Below are 16,046 nucleotides of genomic sequence, written 5' to 3'. Positions count from 1 at the left end.
GAGACGCAGGGCGGAGCAAGAGGAACCTAGGGTGTCTGCATCGGCGGCCATGGGCGCTTTGCATCCGCGTCTGTCCAGGCGACAACCCAATCGGGCAGGGCCGGCGAGACGATTTGTGCACCAAAGGCTTCCACAATGCGGTCCGGCGAAACGATGCCATTGCGATCTGTGACGGCAGAGCGATAGAGCGCATGATTGGCGCACTCGCCCGATGTGTTCCACATGCTTTGTTCAAGGTAGAAAAACCGGTGATCAAAGCCCAGGGCGCGCGAGCGCATCTCGACCTTCTCGAACGGCCGCACCCGACGACGCCAGCGCACAGACGCGCCCGCCATGGTCAGGCTCCACCGTTCTTTTTTGAGCAGCCCGATCAAACCCGTGCGATGGGCCAAGGGGATCCGTCCCAGGTCATAAATGGTCAGCGTGCGCCCATTGTTGAGCTCCATCCAGAGATCGATATCCCATGGCCAGCAGATGTGATGCGAGACGTGGGTGTCCCAGACATCGAGCGGCGGTTGGGACCGAGCCTTGATCAGCTCTTTCGTCATGCGGATAAATGGGTACATGGCGCATTGCTCCTTTTCGCCCAATCAGCATTTGCCCCAATCCGCATCAAGGACGACCTTGCGGCACTTGCCGCCGCGCGCCTGCCACCATAGGTAAGGGCAAACAAGGAGGCCTCGCCGTGCAATCGCTTTTCCAAATCCTCATGCTGCTTCTGGATGTGGTGTGGTTCTTCATTATTGCCCATGTGATCATGTCGTGGTTGATCAACTTTCAGGTGCTCAATCTGCACCAGCAAGTGGTGGCGCAGATTTGGTATGGGCTGAACCGGCTGGTGGAACCGATCTACGGGCCCATTCGGCGGTTTTTGCCGAATATGGGAGGGCTGGATCTCGCGCCTCTGGTGGCCCTCATCGCGGTCTATGCCGCGCGTATCATTCTGGCCAACAACGTCGGGCTTTTCGTGAGCTAAATCCGCGCGTGATCCGCCTGTCGCGGACTTGTTCGCGCAGTCTTGATATGAGACACTTCTCAAAAGAGCAGATCACAAAAACGCGACAGGACCCATGGACAGCGCTGCCACGCTTTTGCGGGATATTTTTGGCTTCGACGGATTTCGCCCAGGTCAGGGAGAGATTGTAGAAGCCGTGCACGATGGCAAGAATGTCTTGGCCATCATGCCCACGGGCGGCGGCAAATCGCTTTGTTTCCAATTGCCTGCCCTGATGCGACCGGGGCTCACCATCGTCATATCTCCGCTGATCGCGCTGATGCGAGATCAAGTCCGTGGCTTGCGCGAGGCGGGCGTCGAAGCGGGCGCGCTGACCTCAGGCAATACGCCGGAGGAGACGGATGCAGTCTGGTCGGCGCTGGATGAGGGTCGGCTCAAGCTCCTCTATCTTGCGCCAGAGCGATTGGCGAGCGGGGGCATCATACAAACCCTGCGGCGCGCAGGTGTTTCGTTTATCGCTGTGGACGAGGCCCATTGCGTCAGCCAGTGGGGCCATGATTTCAGGCCGGATTACCTGCGCATAGGTGAGTTGCGCCGCGCATTGGGCGTTCCGGTGGCCGCGTTCACGGCAACGGCGGATTCCGAGACCCGTCAGGAAATCGTGGACCGGCTTTTTGATGGCAATCCGCCTGAGACGTTTCTGCGCGGTTTTGATCGCCCCAATATCCATTTGGCGTTTCAGCCGAAAGATCGCCCGCGGGCTCAGATTTTGAGCTTTGCGGCCGCCAGAAAGGGCCAATCCGGCATTGTCTATTGCGGCACACGGGCCAAGACGGAGAGCCTCGCATCGGCGCTGCGCGAGGAAGGGCACAACGCCTGCCATTACCACGGGGGTATGGAGGCCGATGATCGCCGTAGTGTCGAAAGCCGGTTCGCGCGAGAAGATGGCCTGATTGTTGTTGCGACAGTGGCCTTCGGGATGGGTGTCGACAAGCCGGACATTCGCTGGGTGGCACATGCGGATCTGCCCAAGAGCATTGAGGCCTACTATCAGGAGATCGGTCGCGCCGGCCGGGATGGTGCGCCTGCTGAGACCATGACGTTGTTTGGCCCCGATGATATTCGCCTGCGCCGTTCACAGATTGATGAAAGCCTGGCCCCGGCGGAGCGACGGGATGCCGATCATGGCAGGCTGAATGCGCTGCTTGGCCTGGCCGAGGCGCTGACGTGTCGGCGGCAAACCTTGCTGAGCTATTTCGGCGAGAGCGGCTCGCCATGTGGGTATTGCGATCTCTGCGATGCTCCGGTCGAGACTTTTGATGGCACACAAGCCGTTCGCAAGGCGCTTTCGGCGGCCCTGCGCACTGGAGAGTGGTTTGGAGCCGGTCATCTGATCGACATTCTGCTCGGTAGTGCGACGGAGAAGGTGCGCGCGCGCGGGCATGATGACTTGCCGACGTTTGGGGTGGGGCGCGAGTTTGATCGCCGGGCTTGGCAGGCGGTGTTTCGGCAGATGATGGGCCATGATCTTTTGCGCCCGGATCCCGAACGTCATGGCGCGCTGCGGATGACAGAGGCCGCACGACCGCTTTTGCGTGATGAGACCACCATCAAATTGCGGCGCGACACGATCTCGAAGGCATCAGCCACGCGCAGACCCACTGTCAAAACTCTGGTGTCCGAAGAAGATGCGCCGCTCTTGTCGGCTCTGAAGGCCAAGCGCCGGGCATTGGCGGAGGCGGCGGCTGTGCCAGCCTACATCATTTTTAACGATCGGACGTTGGGCGAAATGGCGGAAGCGCGCCCTTCAACGCTTGATGACATGGCGGGCATCAGCGGCGTTGGAGCCAAAAAACTTGAGCGCTATGGGCGCGACTTCCTTGCCGTTATTTCGGGTGAGGTTGCAGAGGTTCATCCGGCGCGCCGCAAACTTGCAGGCAAGGATGCGGGCGGGCTGTATGATCGTTTGCTAGAGGTGCAAACGCAATTGTCGCGCGGGGATTGCGGCACGCAAAAGCCCATGTCCTGCTCTGCATCGCAACTTGCAAAGCTCGCTGAGGCGCGTCCGGATGACTTGGGGCGCATGACACGCATTTTGGGTGATCGGCGCGCCGAGAGATTTGGGGCTGCTTTTCTGGACGTGCTGCGTGAGGCGTCCTAGATCAGGCTAAATCAGTAAAGGGATGCGGAATGCTTGTCGTTATTTCTCCGGCCAAGCGACTGGATTGGGATCCGGTCGATCATACACCATCGCAACCAGCGATGCAGGCCGACGCGGTGCGTCTGTCAAAGACGGCGCGCAACCTTACCTTGCGTGATTTGAAAGGCTTGATGGATTTATCCGATGATCTGGCTCGCCTGAACCGAGATCGCTTCCGCAGCTTTGAAGCAGAGCCGGACCTCAACACAACGCGTCCGGCCATATTCGCGTTTGCCGGAGACACATATCAGGGGTTGGATGCCCGGACGATGGATGCCGAGGCGCTGGCATGGGCGCAGGATCGCTTGCGCATTTTGTCTGGGCTGTACGGTGTTTTGACGCCGATGGACGGTATCCAGCCCTATCGGCTGGAAATGGGCAGCCGTCTCAAGACGCGTCGTGGCACGAATCTCTATCAGTATTGGGGAGATGCTTTGTCAAAAGCGCTGAATGCTCAGGCGCGCGACATGGGAACCTCGACACTCGTGAATTGTGCGAGCCAAGAGTATTTCGGTGCGGTTGATTTGGAGAGGCTCGACCTCGACGTTATCACGCCACAATTCATGGAACTCAAAGGCGGGACCCCAAAAATCGTGAGTTTCTTTGCGAAACGCGCACGCGGTGCGATGGCGCGCTTCCTTGTTGAAAACAAATTGACAGAACCGAAGGACATCTTGTCATTTGATCGTGACGGCTACGTGTTCGATGAAGCCCTTTCGAGCCCAGAAAAGCCCGTCTTTTTGCGCGAAGCACAAGCTTAATTGCGCCTGACCGACGAAAGTACTTTGATGGAAATCTGATACATCGCGCATCACGAAAATCACCAGAAAGCAGTTGCTTGGCAGTGTTTTGGTGATCCAGGGTTTTCGCGAAGTGCTTTGATTGCGCGATCCATGTGATTTCGAATGTCGGTCCGCAGGCTGTTGCCTTTCGTGTCAGCCCTTCGCTGACCGGAACGCAGGGACGTCCTCAGACGCTGCGGTTGAATACAGGCTGATCATCCTTTCGATATCCGCGCGTTTGAGCGGCTTGGTCAAATAGTCATCAAGTCCTGCGTCCAGAATACTGTCTTTGTCGCCGGCCATCGCATGTGCTGTACAGGCAATGATTGGCGTGTGTTTTCCTGATCCACGTTCGGCTTGGCGGATTTTGGCTGTAGCGGCCTTGCCGTCAAGTTTGGGCATGGAAATGTCCATAAAGATGATATCCGGCTGAAAGCTCTGATGCAGTTCCACCGCGTCGAGACCATTGTCCGCAAACTCCAGTTCGATGTTCATGGACTTTGTCATTTTCTTGAACACGAGTTGGTTCGTTTTGTTGTCTTCTGCGGTCAGAACGCGGATGGCGGGGCCGCGGTTGGGGTCTTCGTCCTCTTCTTCGGGTTGCGGCAGAACGGCTACGCTATCGATATCAGCTGAGGCCCTTGATGGATCAAGCGCCATGAGCTTCTCAAAAAGGAACCGCCGCGGAATCGGTTTTTGCAATACGGCGCTCAATAGCTTGGACGATGGGTCGCTCTCGACGAAGGCTGTGTTCGAACTCAGCATGATCGTGGGTGTTTGGATCCCTGCTTGATGCATTTCGCCAACTAGCTCCAGACCGTCCATCTCCGGCATGTTGTGGTCGGTCAGTACGAGATCGAAAACGCTCCCTTGTTTCAGCAACTCAAGAGCTTCCAAACCGTTTTTGCACGTCTCCGTCTTGATATTGAGAACCGATAGCTGTTTCTCGAGGATTAGGGCATTGACCGGTTGATCATCCACGATGAGGACACGCTTGAGGAAACTTGGCAATTTCGGAGGGGCTGCGAATTCTCCACTTGGCGAGGGGAGCGTCATCTGGAACCCGAAGGAAGACCCACGTCCGATCTCACTGTCGACCCAAATCCGGCCGCCCATCATTTCGATCAGACGTTTGGAGATGGCGAGCCCGAGGCCCGTGCCTTCAAATTTGCGATTGCGATCATCTTCAACCTGATTGAATTCGCCAAATACGTGTTTGACCTTGTCCTCAGGGATCCCGATTCCGGTGTCTTCGACGGTGACGTGAACCGTAGACGAGCCGTCTTCACGAGGCACGCCGACGATGCGTACCAAAACATGGCCTTCCAGTGTGAATTTCACCGCATTGCCAATGATGTTGGTCAGAACCTGGCGAATACGCCCGGGATCGCCAACGAATTCCGTGGGCAGGAACATGTCGTAGTCGACAAGCAGGTCAATCCCTTTGTCCCGGGCCGTTGGTTGCAAAAGCATGACGATCTCATGGATCGCGCGCTCCAGATCAAAGGCCTCCGGATGCAGTTCGAGCTTGTCGGCTTCGATCTTGGAGTAATCCAGAACATCATTGATGATTACCAGCAACGCTTCGCCAGAGTTTTTCATCGTGCTGACGTAGAGCTGCTGTTCTTCGGTGAGTTCCGTGTCCGTGAGCAGATCCGCCATACCGATGACACCGTTCATGGGTGTTCTGATCTCGTGGCTCATATTGGCGAGGAAGGCTGATTTGGCGCGGTTGGCCGCTTCTGCCTTGCGCTTGGCGATCTTCAGTCTGCGTTCGTAGGCGACAGTTTCTGTGATATTCAGTGCGAGGCTGACAACGTCTCCATCCGGGCCGCGCTGATCCAGAAGTTTGATGGATGCGCCGTTCCACAGCTTGACCACTTTGGGATCAGGTGTTGCGCTTTGCCAGCGGCGCAGCATGGACGCGCGCCAGTCCGCAGGCGTTTCATGGCCAATGTCAACGATGCCCTCTTCCGTCAAAAGCTGAAGAATACGGACATAGGTGATGCCAGGCTGGACCTCGGCCAGGCCTTCAAACACAGCCATGTAAGCGTCATTCGCGGCCAGCAGACAATTGTCAGCATCGAAGATTGCAAACCCATCCGGCAGCGCCTGGACCGATCGCCATAAGCGTCGCTCAGCGACAGCAGCCTGCTCAGTGGCCACATTCAAATCCAGCAGAACCCGCTCGTTCTCGGATTTGACGCTTAAGACTTCCTCGCGCGTTTCTTCGATTTCAGATGTGAGCGCCTGCGCGTGGCGCCCGAGTTTCCGGTTGGCTGCGACCAGTTCCGCCTGTTTGAGCTCAAGCAAGCGTTCCGCTGCGAGGCGCGCGCGTCGTTCTTCTCGCAATTTGCTGGCCAGGTTCATATGCCGCTCCGAGACAACCCAATGGATCAGGCAGTGTGTCGCAAAGCAGTGTGAAAAAGACCTTAAAGCCGGGCTGAATTCGCCCAAAACGATACCCTGAGAACAGGTATGAACGACTTTTCAGCAGGCACAACGTGCGTATCAGATGCGTTCAATAGCCAATGCGATGCCTTGCCCGCCGCCGATGCACATCGTGATCAGAGCCTTTCGCCCGCCAATCCGCTCCAACTCATAGAGGGCTTTCACGGTTATGATGGCACCAGTTGCACCGACAGGGTGACCAAGGGCAATCGCCCCGCCATTCGGGTTCACCCGCGCGGGATCAAAACCCAGAGCATGCGTGACAGCGAGAGCTTGTGCGGCAAAGGCTTCATTGGACTCGATGACGTCGAAATCACCGACCGAAAGTCCGGTCCGTTCCAGAAGGGCTTCAACGGCCGGGACCGGGCCGATCCCCATCACTTCGGGGCGCACGCCGGCGTGGGCATAGCCGAGGATGCGGGCGCGCGGCGTCAGCCCCGCAGCTTCAGCCGCCGACGCACGCGCCAGCACAAGTGCCGCTGCGCCATCGTTGATGCCTGAGGCGTTCCCAGCGGTCACGGTGCCGTCTTTTTGAAAGACGGTGCGCAGGCTGCCCAACGCGTCCATGGTCGTGGCCTTGGGGTGTTCGTCAACCTCGAAGGCAACTTCCTCGCGGCGTTTGCGCACCATGACAGGCACGATCTGTTCAGCAAAGCGCCCCTCAGCGATGGCATGGGCCGCGCGCTCCTGGCTTTGCAGGGCGAAAGCGTCTTGTGCGGCGCGATCCACGCCATGCTCAGCGGCGACGTTCTCAGCCGTGACGCCCATATGTCCTGTGCCAAAGGGGCAATTCAACGCGCCGAGCATCATGTCCTGGGTGTTGGTGTCGCCCATCTTGGTGCCCCAGCGCTGGCCGGGAATGATGTAGGGCGAACGGCTCATGCATTCCGCACCGCCAGCCAGGCCGAAGTCCGCATCCCCGAGCATGAGCGATTGCGCCACCGATATGATCGCCTGCACGCCAGAGCCGCACAGACGGTTCACGTTCATCGCAGGCACCGAATCGGGCACGCCCGCATCCATGGATGCGACGCGGGACAAGTACATGTCACGTGGCTCTGTGTTGATGATATGCCCAAAGGCCACGTGTCCAATCTGAGCACCGTCAACACCTGCGCGCTCCAGCGCAGCTTTTGACGCGACGGTGCCGAGATCGATGGGAGCTGTTTGGGCCAAAGCGCCGCCGAAAGTCCCGATCGCGGTGCGTGCACCTCCAAGAATTACGATATCATCAGCCATGGCACCCTCCGTTGCGTCTGTCGGATACAGGGCTAACGGGTGATGTTGCAAAAGTCAGCATGATTGATCGACGCAACGCTGCGTCAGTCCAGATCAAAGCGCTTGAGTATCTTGTCAACGAGGGCGCCGCTTTCCAGCGCAACATCCTCGAGGCGCCCATAATCGCGAAAGCCGCGACTTTGGTAAAATATCAAACCGCCTTCATTGTCCGCGCGGATATTTGCGTTGATCCAGGAATAGCCCAGACGTCGCGCCTCTTTGCGCGTCGCATCAAAAAGCCGGGAGCCGATGCCAAGGCCCGTCTGACCTGTCTTCACGAACGTCCCGATCTCGCAGGCCTCAGGCGGGAGGTTGGGAAAGGGGCCGATCCACTGAAAGCCCACAACGCGACCTCCAGCTTCAGCCACATGCCAGGCCGAACGATCCGCGTCAGCACTCAGCCAGTCCGACAAAGCCTGTTCTGTCAGCGGCTCGGTCAAGGCGGTTGTCCCGCCCACGGAGATAATCTCATTGAGCAGCGCGGCCGTGTCGCGCATGTCCAATCGGGAGCCGCGTCGGATCGTTGCGGACATCAGCACAGCTCCAACAGCGCCGCATGGCGCCGTGTGAAATCATCCCGCACGTCTTTGGGCGCGCGCAGAGTTATCGAGAGCCCATCAGTGACAGCGCCATCGGGTTTTCCGAAAAATTTGTCGGCTTCGCGCGGATCAAACCCGGCGATTTGGGTGGCCTCCATCCACGCGCTGATCTTGTCGGCTTTCTTGATCATGGTTTTGACCGGCTTGGGAATGGCGGCGGGCAGGCCAAACCGCAGGTGAATGGCTGCCGTCAAACGATCATCCAGCGCGCCGTAGCCGTCGCCCACCGAGGCTTTGACCGGGCTGATCATGTCGCCAATGACGTATTCCGGCGCGTCGTGCAGCAGGGCGGCCAATTGCCAGCGCGGCTCCGGTTTGGCGACAAGCCTGCTGTAGATCTGTTCAACGAGGAGGGAATGCTCCGCGACCGAATAGGCATAATCGCCTTTGGTCTGCCCGTTCCACCGCGCGACAAAGGCCAGGCCGTGGGCGATATCCTCGATTTCGATATCCATGGGAGTTGGATCAAGCAGGTCCAGACGTCTGCCGGACAACATACGCTGCCAGGCGCGGGTCGGTTTTGCGGGCATGGCTCTTCTCCACTGGAATAGCCGGTGTAGCGGCTCTTGGCAGGTGCGGCAATCTCGCATTGTTCCGCAGCCATGCCAATGCTATCTGGCTGGCAAAGAGATATCATTTGAAAGGCCGGATGCCATGGCAAAAGACTATATCGTGAAAGACATCGCGCTTGCGGAATTTGGCCGCAAAGAGCTCGATATTGCTGAGACAGAAATGCCGGGCCTGATGTCGCTGCGCGAGGAATATGGCGAGAGCCAGCCGCTCAAGGGCGCGCGCATTGTGGGGTCGCTGCACATGACGATCCAGACAGCTGTATTGATCGAGACCCTGACGTCACTGGGCGCCGATGTCCGCTGGGCCTCGTGCAACATCTTCTCCACGCAAGATCATGCGGCGGCTGCGATTGCTGAAGCGGGCGTTCCCGTCTTTGCGATCAAGGGGCAGTCGCTCGAAGAGCATTGGGACTACCTCGACAAATCCTTCATGTTTGACGATGGACCAAACCTGATCCTCGACGATGGCGGCGACGCAACGCTTTACGTCTTGCTGGGCGCCCGCGCGGAAGCGGGTGAAGACATCATTCCCGTGCCCGCCTCTGAAGAGGAAGAGGTGATCAAGGCGCAGATCAAGAAACGCATGGCTGCATCGCCGGGCTGGTTCACCAAAACGCGTGATCAGATCATTGGCGTTTCCGAGGAAACGACAACCGGCGTGCACCGTCTCTATGAACTGCACAAGAGCGGTCAGCTGCCTTTCCCGGCCATCAACGTGAACGATTCCGTCACGAAATCGAAGTTCGACAACAAATACGGCTGCAAAGAGAGCCTCGTGGACGGCATCCGCCGCGCGACCGATACGATGATGGCAGGCAAGGTCGCGGTTGTCTGTGGGTACGGCGATGTGGGCAAGGGCTCTGCGGCGTCTCTCGCTGGCGCCGGTGCGCGGGTCAAAGTCACGGAAGTGGACCCGATCTGTGCGTTGCAAGCCGCGATGGACGGCTTTGAAGTGGTGACGCTTGAGGATGCTGTGGAGACAGCAGATGTCTTCATCACCACGACAGGCAACAAGGATGTGATCCGCATCGAGCACATGCGCGCGATGAAGGATATGGCGATTGTCGGTAACATCGGTCACTTCGACAACGAAATCCAGGTCGCCAACCTCAAGAACCACAAATGGACCAACATCAAGGATCAGGTGGACATGATCGAGATGCCTTCGGGCAACCGGATCATCCTGCTCTCTGAGGGCCGTCTTCTGAACCTCGGCAACGCGACGGGGCATCCCTCTTTCGTGATGTCTGCCTCGTTTACAAACCAGGTTCTGGCGCAGATGGAGCTGTGGCAGCGTGGGGATGAGTACAAGAACGAGGTCTATATCCTGCCCAAGCATCTGGACGAAAAAGTCGCGCGGTTGCACCTTGATCGCATCGGCGTGAAGCTGTCAAAACTCAATGACGATCAGGCCTCCTACATCGGTGTGAAACCCGAAGGCCCGTTCAAGCCTGAGCACTACCGCTACTAAGGCGCGGGCGCGCAGGTTTGTCCTGATCCCATGAATGAATCCCCCAAACGCCGCAGGCCCTTCAAGAGGCTTGCGGCGTTTGCCGTTTTGGCCGCGGCCGTGTTGATCGCCACGGCTTTACTGCGACATCCACAATCACCGCTGCCGCCGCAATGGAACGTCTTTGAACCCTTGGACATCGATGCGCCGGTGACGCCGCTGACCCAATGGAAACTTGATTGGGCGGCGCAGGAGGATGCGCTGTGTTTGTCCGTTTTGGCCGAAGCCGGTCAGATCGAGACCCTGCCTGATCTGACGGCGAGCGAGACCTGCGGGATCGCACCCCGCGTGCGCGTCTCGGCGCTTGGTACCGCGCGTCTCGATCCGGTTGAGACAACATGCGCAACAGCGCTGAGAACAGCCATGTGGGAGCGGCACGGCATTCAACCTGCGGCTCGGGCGCTTTTAGGGGCTGAGGTGTCAGTGATCCGGCATATCGGAAGCTACAACTGCCGGTCGATCCGCGGCAGCACAACGCGCTGGTCCACCCATGCGACCGCGCAGGCCATTGATATCAGTGGGTTCGACCTTGTGGATGGGCGCCGCCTGCGGCTTTTGTCTGACTGGTCATCGGACGGCGCGGAGGGCATCTTCCTGCGTCAGGTCCGGGACGCGGCTTGCATTTGGTTCAAGACGACCCTGGGCCCGGAGTACAACGCCCTGCATGCCGATCATTTCCACTTGCAAGCGCGCGGCTGGGGGACCTGCCGCTAGCTACCTCCGGCGCGCGTAGACATGCCTGCCATCTGCGTCCTCCCGTTTCTCCTGATAGGCGAAGCCGGATTTTCGGAGCACATGGGCTGACGCTGTATTGTCGGGGTGAACCCGCGCTTCGATCTGCAGAAGATGCGGCAGATCCGTGAAAAGCGCGCTGGTAAAACGTGGCAGTATCGTACTGGCCAGACCTTTGCCCCAATAGCGTTTGCCAATCCAATAGGACAGCTCGCCTATGCGCTGTGGACGCCCGGGTTCGAACTCAAGCCGCACCTGCCCGACGATCTCGTCGCCCGAACTGATCGCCTGAACGATATGATGCGCCGTAGCGTGTTTCAGCCGGATCAGATCCCGGGCATCCGCATCACTCATGACGCCATGGAACCGTTCAGGCAAGAAGCGCCACATCTCCGGATCATCCAGCAATCTGCGCAAAACGGGCGCGTCGGACAACCGCCAGGCGCGCAAGCTCAATTCGGAATTCTGCGGAGCAGTGTCGTGAACAGCGACCCATTCTTGCTCGACGGGGCAATAGGCGCGCGCCGGAGATGCTGCGTCTTGCGAGCCTGCCTGCTCTTGGTCGCTTTGTCCCTGTCCGGTCTCGGATGCTGTGCGTTTTGACTGCATTGAAGTGTCTCCCCTGTTAAGAAAATGGGGTCCGTCTGAAAAAATGCAATTCATTTACACATATTGCGACGGCACATGCGTGCGGCAGGGTGCAAAGGCCAAAGTTTTGCCCCATACTCTTGGCATTGCGTATCGCGTGTGTTTCCAAGTGAGGACGAGACCTGTGAAATCTCTTTTCCTGATGGTGGCAGCTCTTGTTTTCGGGCTCCAATTGACAGTTGCACATGCGCAGAGCGCGGATCGGGTGAACGCATATGTCTGGGGCAATTCCCTCTTCAATCACCTGACAAATGATGATGACACAACCGTGCCCCACTGGCTCAGCCGACTTGCGCGCGCGGATGAGAGGCGGCTGTCCCTTTCGGGGCAATGGGTTTTTGTCGGTCAAGCAGACCCGCTGGTTCCGGCAGAGCCCCAATGGTCCTTTGATGAGGTCCGTGACGCCTGGAACGCGGAGCATACGACATTCGCCGAGGCCGGTCTGGATACGATCATCCTCAACCCGGAGAACTTCGTTCAATACCAGGCACCGACCGAACCGTATGAATGGAACAACCCCCGAAACGTCACGCCCGTTGGCTCAACGCTCGATGTGTTCAACTGGGTGCTGGAGCAGGGCGTTGATCCGGTCTTCTATCTCTACGAAGGCTGGGCTGAGCTTGGTGCCTTTCCGCCTACACGCCGGAAATACCGCCGCTACACGCGGTATGCTCTGGGCGAGTATCACGAATGGTACAGGGATTATCACGCCGCCATTCAAGCGGCGCTGCCCGAGGCCGATGTTCGTCTGATCCCTGTGGGCTCCATCCTCTCCAGACTGGTGAGCGACGGGCCGCTGGAAGATCTCAGACCAACAGATCTCTATTCTGACGATGCGCCCCATGGCACAGCCACGACCTACTTCATCGCCAGCATGATCACCTATGCCGCGATCTACAACGCGCCGCCGCCGTCAAACTTCGTGGATTTCGATGACGTGCACGAGGTGGTGCGCGAGCGCTATCAAGAAACGGCGGATTTCATTTGGGAGGCCATCGCGGATGATCTGAAGCCCCGTACGCAGGCGGCCTTGCCCGCCCCAAGCCCTGCGCCAACACAAATGGCGCAAGCCTCCGCCGAAGCGCCCTCCGAACCTGACGTCGCGATGCAAGAGGGCCCCGTATCGGCCAAAGGGCTGGACAATCCGAGCCTTGCCATGGGCCTCAACGGTATTGCCGATTGGTCAACGCAGCATCCTTTTCTCGACATCATGAAGACCGCGCGCCCTTGGACCGGACATCTGCCCGGCTCGTGGGGTGCGGTGTCAGAAGAAGACCTGCGCCGCGGGGGCCATATGGATGCCAACGGCTGGCTCACGAGCCTGCCCCCGGATGTGACCCATGTGGAAACGTTCATTCTGACTGACCAGCCGGAGGAGGCCATATCTCTGGAAGCGCGCTACCGCCTGCGCTGGGAGGGGCAGGGCGATTTGAAAGTGGGTGGCTCGGCGCGTGTCAGAGAGCGTGGCGAGAACGAGCTGTGGTTCACCTACAGACCAAATGGCGAGGGGCTGGTCTCCATTGGCCTGACATCCGTCGCACCGGATGATCCCCTGCGCAACATCACGGTCGTGCGGGAAGACCATGTGGAGATGTATGACGCGGGTGCCATCTTCAATCCCGACTTCATCGCCAGGATCGCGGATCTGCGCGCGCTGCGTTTCATGGACTGGACCTTTACCAACGGCTCCGGCAAAGCCCGCTGGTCGGAACGCGCGCGCCCGGATCACTACACATTCGTGGGTCGCGGTGTGCCGGTGGAATACATCATCCACCTGTCCAATCTGGTTGGCGCTGATCCGTGGATCAACATGCCGCATATGGCTGACGATGACTTCATGCGCCGGTATGCGGAGGTCATGCGCGCAGGGCTGGACCCGCGCCTGAAAGTCTACGTCGAGTATTCCAACGAGGTTTGGAATTTCATCTTCCCGCAGGCTGTCTACGCCCGCGAACAGGCGCAGGCCCGTTGGGGGCGCAAAGCCAGCGATGATGCATGGATGCAATGGGCTGGCGTGCGCGCTGCGCAAATGGCGGACATCTGGGCCGAGGTTTTTGCGGAAGAGGCCGACCGTTTGGAGCCCGTCATCGCCGTGCATACGGGATGGCCCGGCCTTGAGGAGCCGCTGCTCGAAGCGCCGCTCTGGGTCGAGGAAGGCAACGAGCGCCCCGCAGATCGGTTCTCGTCTTATGCCGTGACGGGTTACTTCGGGTATGAGCTCGGTGCAGATGAGGCCGCGCCCATGGTGCTGGAATGGATCGATGCCGCACAGGCGGAGGCGCGCCGCGCCGGAGAAGCGCAGGGCTTGCAGCGGGTGGCGCTGCGTGAGTTCGTGCGCAAGGCGGGCTTGTCCCAGCTCTACGACCCTGTTGCCGAGCATCTGCGGTCAAAGTCACTGCCACATCTGACCCAAGAGCTTTGGCCTCATCACGCGTCGGTAGCGCAGCGCTATGGCATGAAAATGATCATGTATGAAGGCGGCACCCATGTCGCGCCATCCGGCGCATGGGTCAGCAACGAAGAGCTGAGCGCCTTTCTTCAAGAGGTCAATTATGCCCCGCAGATGGGCGAGATTTACGGCGATCTCTTGCAATCCTGGCGTGATGTGGGCGGCACCTTGTTCAATGCCTTCGTCGATATCGCACCGCCCAGCCAATACGGAAGCTGGGGCGCTTTGCGTCACATCGATGATACGACGTCACGCTGGGACGCGCTCCTCGCCTTTAATGAACGTGCCCCGGCCTGGTGGGGAGACCGGGATGCCGCCGCCTTTTTGCACGGTGTCCACCTCACGGGCAGCTCTGAGAGCGAGGTGCTGGAGGGGACAACGGAAGAGGATGTCATCCTCGCGGGTCCCGGCGATGACACGCTCCTGACGCTTGGCGGCGCAGACGTTGTGCATGGCGGCGATGGGGACGATACAGCTGTCTTTCCCGGGGCCCTCGCGGATTACGCGGTCTCGCGAGACGGCCCCCGGCTTCGTCTCGCCAAAGGCGGGCGCGTTACGCAGCTGACGAGCGTCGAATTCCTGCAATTCAATGACGTGACAATCCCCGCAGACAGCCTGTGATCCTACCCGGATTGTGACAATCGCTCCATTTCGGTGATCAGCGTCTCTGCCCCCAGTCGGGACGAAAACTCGCGCTCCATCCGGGCACGCCCGGAGGTGCTGAGTTGCAGTGCGAGTTCCGGATTATCGGCAATCCGTGCGATGGCCTTGGCCAGGGCCTCGGGGTTTTTGGGCGGGACAAGCAACCCTTCGACGCCGTCGGTGATCAACTCCGGCACGCCGCCACTGTCCGTGCCGATGGTGGGCACACCGCAGGAAATCGCTTCCATGTAGGCCACGCCCAGAGGTTCGTGCCATGAGGCCAGAGCAAAGATATGCGCCTCCAGCAACTTGTCTTTGACCGCATCCGCATCGATCGGACCGAGCAGGGTCACAGCATCTGATACGCCGCTGTCTGCAAGAATACGCTCCAGTTCAAGCCGAAACCCGTCGCCGCCCGCGTCGTCCTGCCCTGCGATTTCAAGCTGAACATCGCGGCCCTGTGCGCGCAGGATCTTGACAGCTGCGATCAGGTCCTGATGGCCTTTCACGATGTTCAGGCGCCCGCAGGAAAAGACACGAAGCGGCTCCCCGTCAGGCACAGGACGGTACGGCGCGCTGCGTTGCAGGACCTCTGTATCAACACCCATAGGACGCAGGATGATCCGGGGCGGCAGATCATCGGGCTGCGCGGCTTGCATCTCTGCTATGAGCTTTTGTGTGATGATAGTCGCGAAGGCCGCATTGCGCCATTTGAAAGGCTGGGCTGGTCCGTAATCCTGCAAAGGCCCGTGCAACGTGATCGAGTAGCTTGGCCCGCCCAGATGCTGGGCAAAGGCCGCAACGAGCGCTGCGCGGGCACAGGAATGCACATGCACATGCTCAATGCCTTGCGCCGCGCAGGTCCGCTTCAGCGCGTATGCGGCACCGGCGCAGATGACCGCGTCTTTCCACACCGCGCGTCCGTCGCGCCGGGCTTCAGCGTGAATGTCTGCCCAGGGCAGGTGTGGCAGGGCGCGCAAAGTATCCATGACGGACATCTGCCCGAGATAGGTCGTGCGCGCGATGGCGTCCTGGGTCCAGTCATGCGCGATCAATCCCGGCGGTGGTGGCCGCGTGGAAAACAGGACAGGCGTCACACCCTTTGCTTCGAGCTCCGCGATCTCGCGCCAGAAAAAGATATGGGTTTGCCCGGGAAATTGCGGCACAAGATAGCCAATCCTGTCGATATGTGTCATGTGCCACCTCTCAAAGGGAAATTCGCGTCTGC

At 59.2% G+C, this 16,046-nt stretch carries 13 protein-coding genes; 6 read left to right on the top strand and 7 right to left on the bottom strand.

What is annotated here, in order from left to right:
* Nucleotides 1-26: 26 nt before the first annotated feature.
* Nucleotides 27-566: an acyl-CoA thioesterase gene (locus tag ACP15S_RS12365; protein ID WP_425039947.1), complete on the bottom strand. Its 540-nt coding sequence runs from the start codon at nucleotides 564-566 to the stop codon at nucleotides 27-29.
* A 119-nt stretch (nucleotides 567-685) separates the two neighbouring features.
* On the opposite strand from ACP15S_RS12365, the gene ACP15S_RS12360 reads away from it, so the two are divergent.
* From ACP15S_RS12360 to yaaA, 3 genes are all read left to right on the top strand, one after another.
* The gene (locus ACP15S_RS12360) at nucleotides 686-976 is read left to right on the top strand and encodes a YggT family protein (protein ID WP_425039946.1); all 291 of its coding nucleotides are present in this window, start codon (nucleotides 686-688) and stop codon (nucleotides 974-976) included.
* A gap of 94 nt (nucleotides 977-1,070) precedes the next feature.
* Nucleotides 1,071-3,116: a DNA helicase RecQ gene (recQ, locus tag ACP15S_RS12355; RefSeq protein ID WP_425039945.1), complete on the top strand. Its 2,046-nt coding sequence runs from the start codon at nucleotides 1,071-1,073 to the stop codon at nucleotides 3,114-3,116.
* Nucleotides 3,117-3,145: 29 nt separating this feature from the next.
* Nucleotides 3,146-3,916 carry a peroxide stress protein YaaA gene (gene yaaA, locus ACP15S_RS12350; protein WP_425039944.1) on the top strand — a complete coding sequence of 257 codons (771 nt, stop codon included), beginning with the start codon at nucleotides 3,146-3,148 and terminating at the stop codon, nucleotides 3,914-3,916.
* 174 nt (nucleotides 3,917-4,090) lie between these two features.
* On the opposite strand, the gene ACP15S_RS12345 is transcribed toward yaaA, so the two are convergent.
* The 4 genes from ACP15S_RS12345 to ACP15S_RS12330 all read right to left on the bottom strand — a co-directional run bounded on the left by ACP15S_RS12345 (nucleotide 4,091) and on the right by ACP15S_RS12330 (nucleotide 8,795).
* Nucleotides 4,091-6,307, bottom strand: coding sequence for a response regulator (locus tag ACP15S_RS12345; RefSeq protein ID WP_425039943.1), 2,217 nt, complete (start codon nucleotides 6,305-6,307; stop codon nucleotides 4,091-4,093).
* Nucleotides 6,308-6,448: 141 nt separating this feature from the next.
* A complete protein-coding gene (locus ACP15S_RS12340; RefSeq protein WP_425039942.1) occupies nucleotides 6,449-7,627 on the bottom strand; it encodes an acetyl-CoA C-acyltransferase family protein in 1,179 nt (392 codons plus the stop codon).
* A gap of 83 nt (nucleotides 7,628-7,710) precedes the next feature.
* Entirely contained in the window at nucleotides 7,711-8,199 is a 489-nt protein-coding gene (locus tag ACP15S_RS12335) for an N-acetyltransferase family protein (protein ID WP_425039941.1), read from the bottom strand.
* Nucleotides 8,199-8,795, bottom strand: a complete 597-nt coding sequence (locus tag ACP15S_RS12330) for an HD domain-containing protein (RefSeq protein ID WP_425039940.1) — start codon at nucleotides 8,793-8,795, stop codon at nucleotides 8,199-8,201. The genes ACP15S_RS12335 and ACP15S_RS12330 overlap by 1 nt, the downstream gene beginning before the upstream one ends.
* A 124-nt stretch (nucleotides 8,796-8,919) precedes the next feature.
* Here ACP15S_RS12330 and ahcY point away from each other — a divergent pair, with 124 nt between their 5' ends.
* Both ahcY and ACP15S_RS12320 read left to right on the top strand, forming a co-directional pair.
* Nucleotides 8,920-10,308: an adenosylhomocysteinase gene (gene ahcY, locus ACP15S_RS12325; RefSeq protein ID WP_425039939.1), complete on the top strand. Its 1,389-nt coding sequence runs from the start codon at nucleotides 8,920-8,922 to the stop codon at nucleotides 10,306-10,308.
* 30 nt (nucleotides 10,309-10,338) lie between these two features.
* Entirely contained in the window at nucleotides 10,339-11,061 is a 723-nt protein-coding gene (locus tag ACP15S_RS12320; RefSeq protein ID WP_425039938.1) for an extensin family protein, read from the top strand.
* Here the strand turns inward: ACP15S_RS12320 and ACP15S_RS12315 are convergent, their stop codons facing one another.
* Nucleotides 11,062-11,688 (bottom strand): GNAT family N-acetyltransferase, encoded by a 627-nt coding sequence (locus ACP15S_RS12315; RefSeq protein ID WP_425039937.1) that lies wholly within the window; start codon nucleotides 11,686-11,688, stop codon nucleotides 11,062-11,064.
* A 163-nt stretch (nucleotides 11,689-11,851) separates the two neighbouring features.
* Here ACP15S_RS12315 and ACP15S_RS12310 point away from each other — a divergent pair, with 163 nt between their 5' ends.
* Nucleotides 11,852-14,797 carry a calcium-binding protein gene (locus ACP15S_RS12310; RefSeq protein WP_425039936.1) on the top strand — a complete coding sequence of 982 codons (2,946 nt, stop codon included), beginning with the start codon at nucleotides 11,852-11,854 and terminating at the stop codon, nucleotides 14,795-14,797.
* Between the two features lie 2 nt (nucleotides 14,798-14,799).
* Here the strand turns inward: ACP15S_RS12310 and epsE are convergent, their stop codons facing one another.
* Entirely contained in the window at nucleotides 14,800-16,014 is a 1,215-nt protein-coding gene (epsE, locus tag ACP15S_RS12305; RefSeq protein ID WP_425039935.1) for an exopolysaccharide biosynthesis GT4 family glycosyltransferase EpsE, read from the bottom strand.
* Nucleotides 16,015-16,046 lie beyond the last annotated feature (32 nt).

Source organism: Primorskyibacter sp. S187A (assembly GCF_049800955.1).
In the GTDB taxonomy this organism is placed as follows: Bacteria; Pseudomonadota; Alphaproteobacteria; order Rhodobacterales; family Rhodobacteraceae; genus JAKVBH01.
This window is presented reverse-complemented; position numbering and strand designations above follow the sequence as displayed.

Coding starts and splice junctions, on each gene's coding strand:
- ACP15S_RS12335 (WP_425039941.1), bottom strand. CDS start 8,199: ATGTCCGCAACGATCCGACGCGGCTCCCGATTGGACATGCGCGACACG.
- epsE (WP_425039935.1), bottom strand. CDS start 16,014: ATGACACATATCGACAGGATTGGCTATCTTGTGCCGCAATTTCCCGGG.
- ACP15S_RS12340 (WP_425039942.1), bottom strand. CDS start 7,627: ATGGCTGATGATATCGTAATTCTTGGAGGTGCACGCACCGCGATCGGG.
- ACP15S_RS12320 (WP_425039938.1), top strand. CDS start 10,339: ATGAATGAATCCCCCAAACGCCGCAGGCCCTTCAAGAGGCTTGCGGCG.
- recQ (WP_425039945.1), top strand. CDS start 1,071: ATGGACAGCGCTGCCACGCTTTTGCGGGATATTTTTGGCTTCGACGGA.
- ahcY (WP_425039939.1), top strand. CDS start 8,920: ATGGCAAAAGACTATATCGTGAAAGACATCGCGCTTGCGGAATTTGGC.
- ACP15S_RS12365 (WP_425039947.1), bottom strand. CDS start 566: ATGTACCCATTTATCCGCATGACGAAAGAGCTGATCAAGGCTCGGTCC.
- ACP15S_RS12330 (WP_425039940.1), bottom strand. CDS start 8,795: ATGCCCGCAAAACCGACCCGCGCCTGGCAGCGTATGTTGTCCGGCAGA.
- ACP15S_RS12345 (WP_425039943.1), bottom strand. CDS start 6,307: ATGAACCTGGCCAGCAAATTGCGAGAAGAACGACGCGCGCGCCTCGCA.
- ACP15S_RS12315 (WP_425039937.1), bottom strand. CDS start 11,688: ATGCAGTCAAAACGCACAGCATCCGAGACCGGACAGGGACAAAGCGAC.
- yaaA (WP_425039944.1), top strand. CDS start 3,146: ATGCTTGTCGTTATTTCTCCGGCCAAGCGACTGGATTGGGATCCGGTC.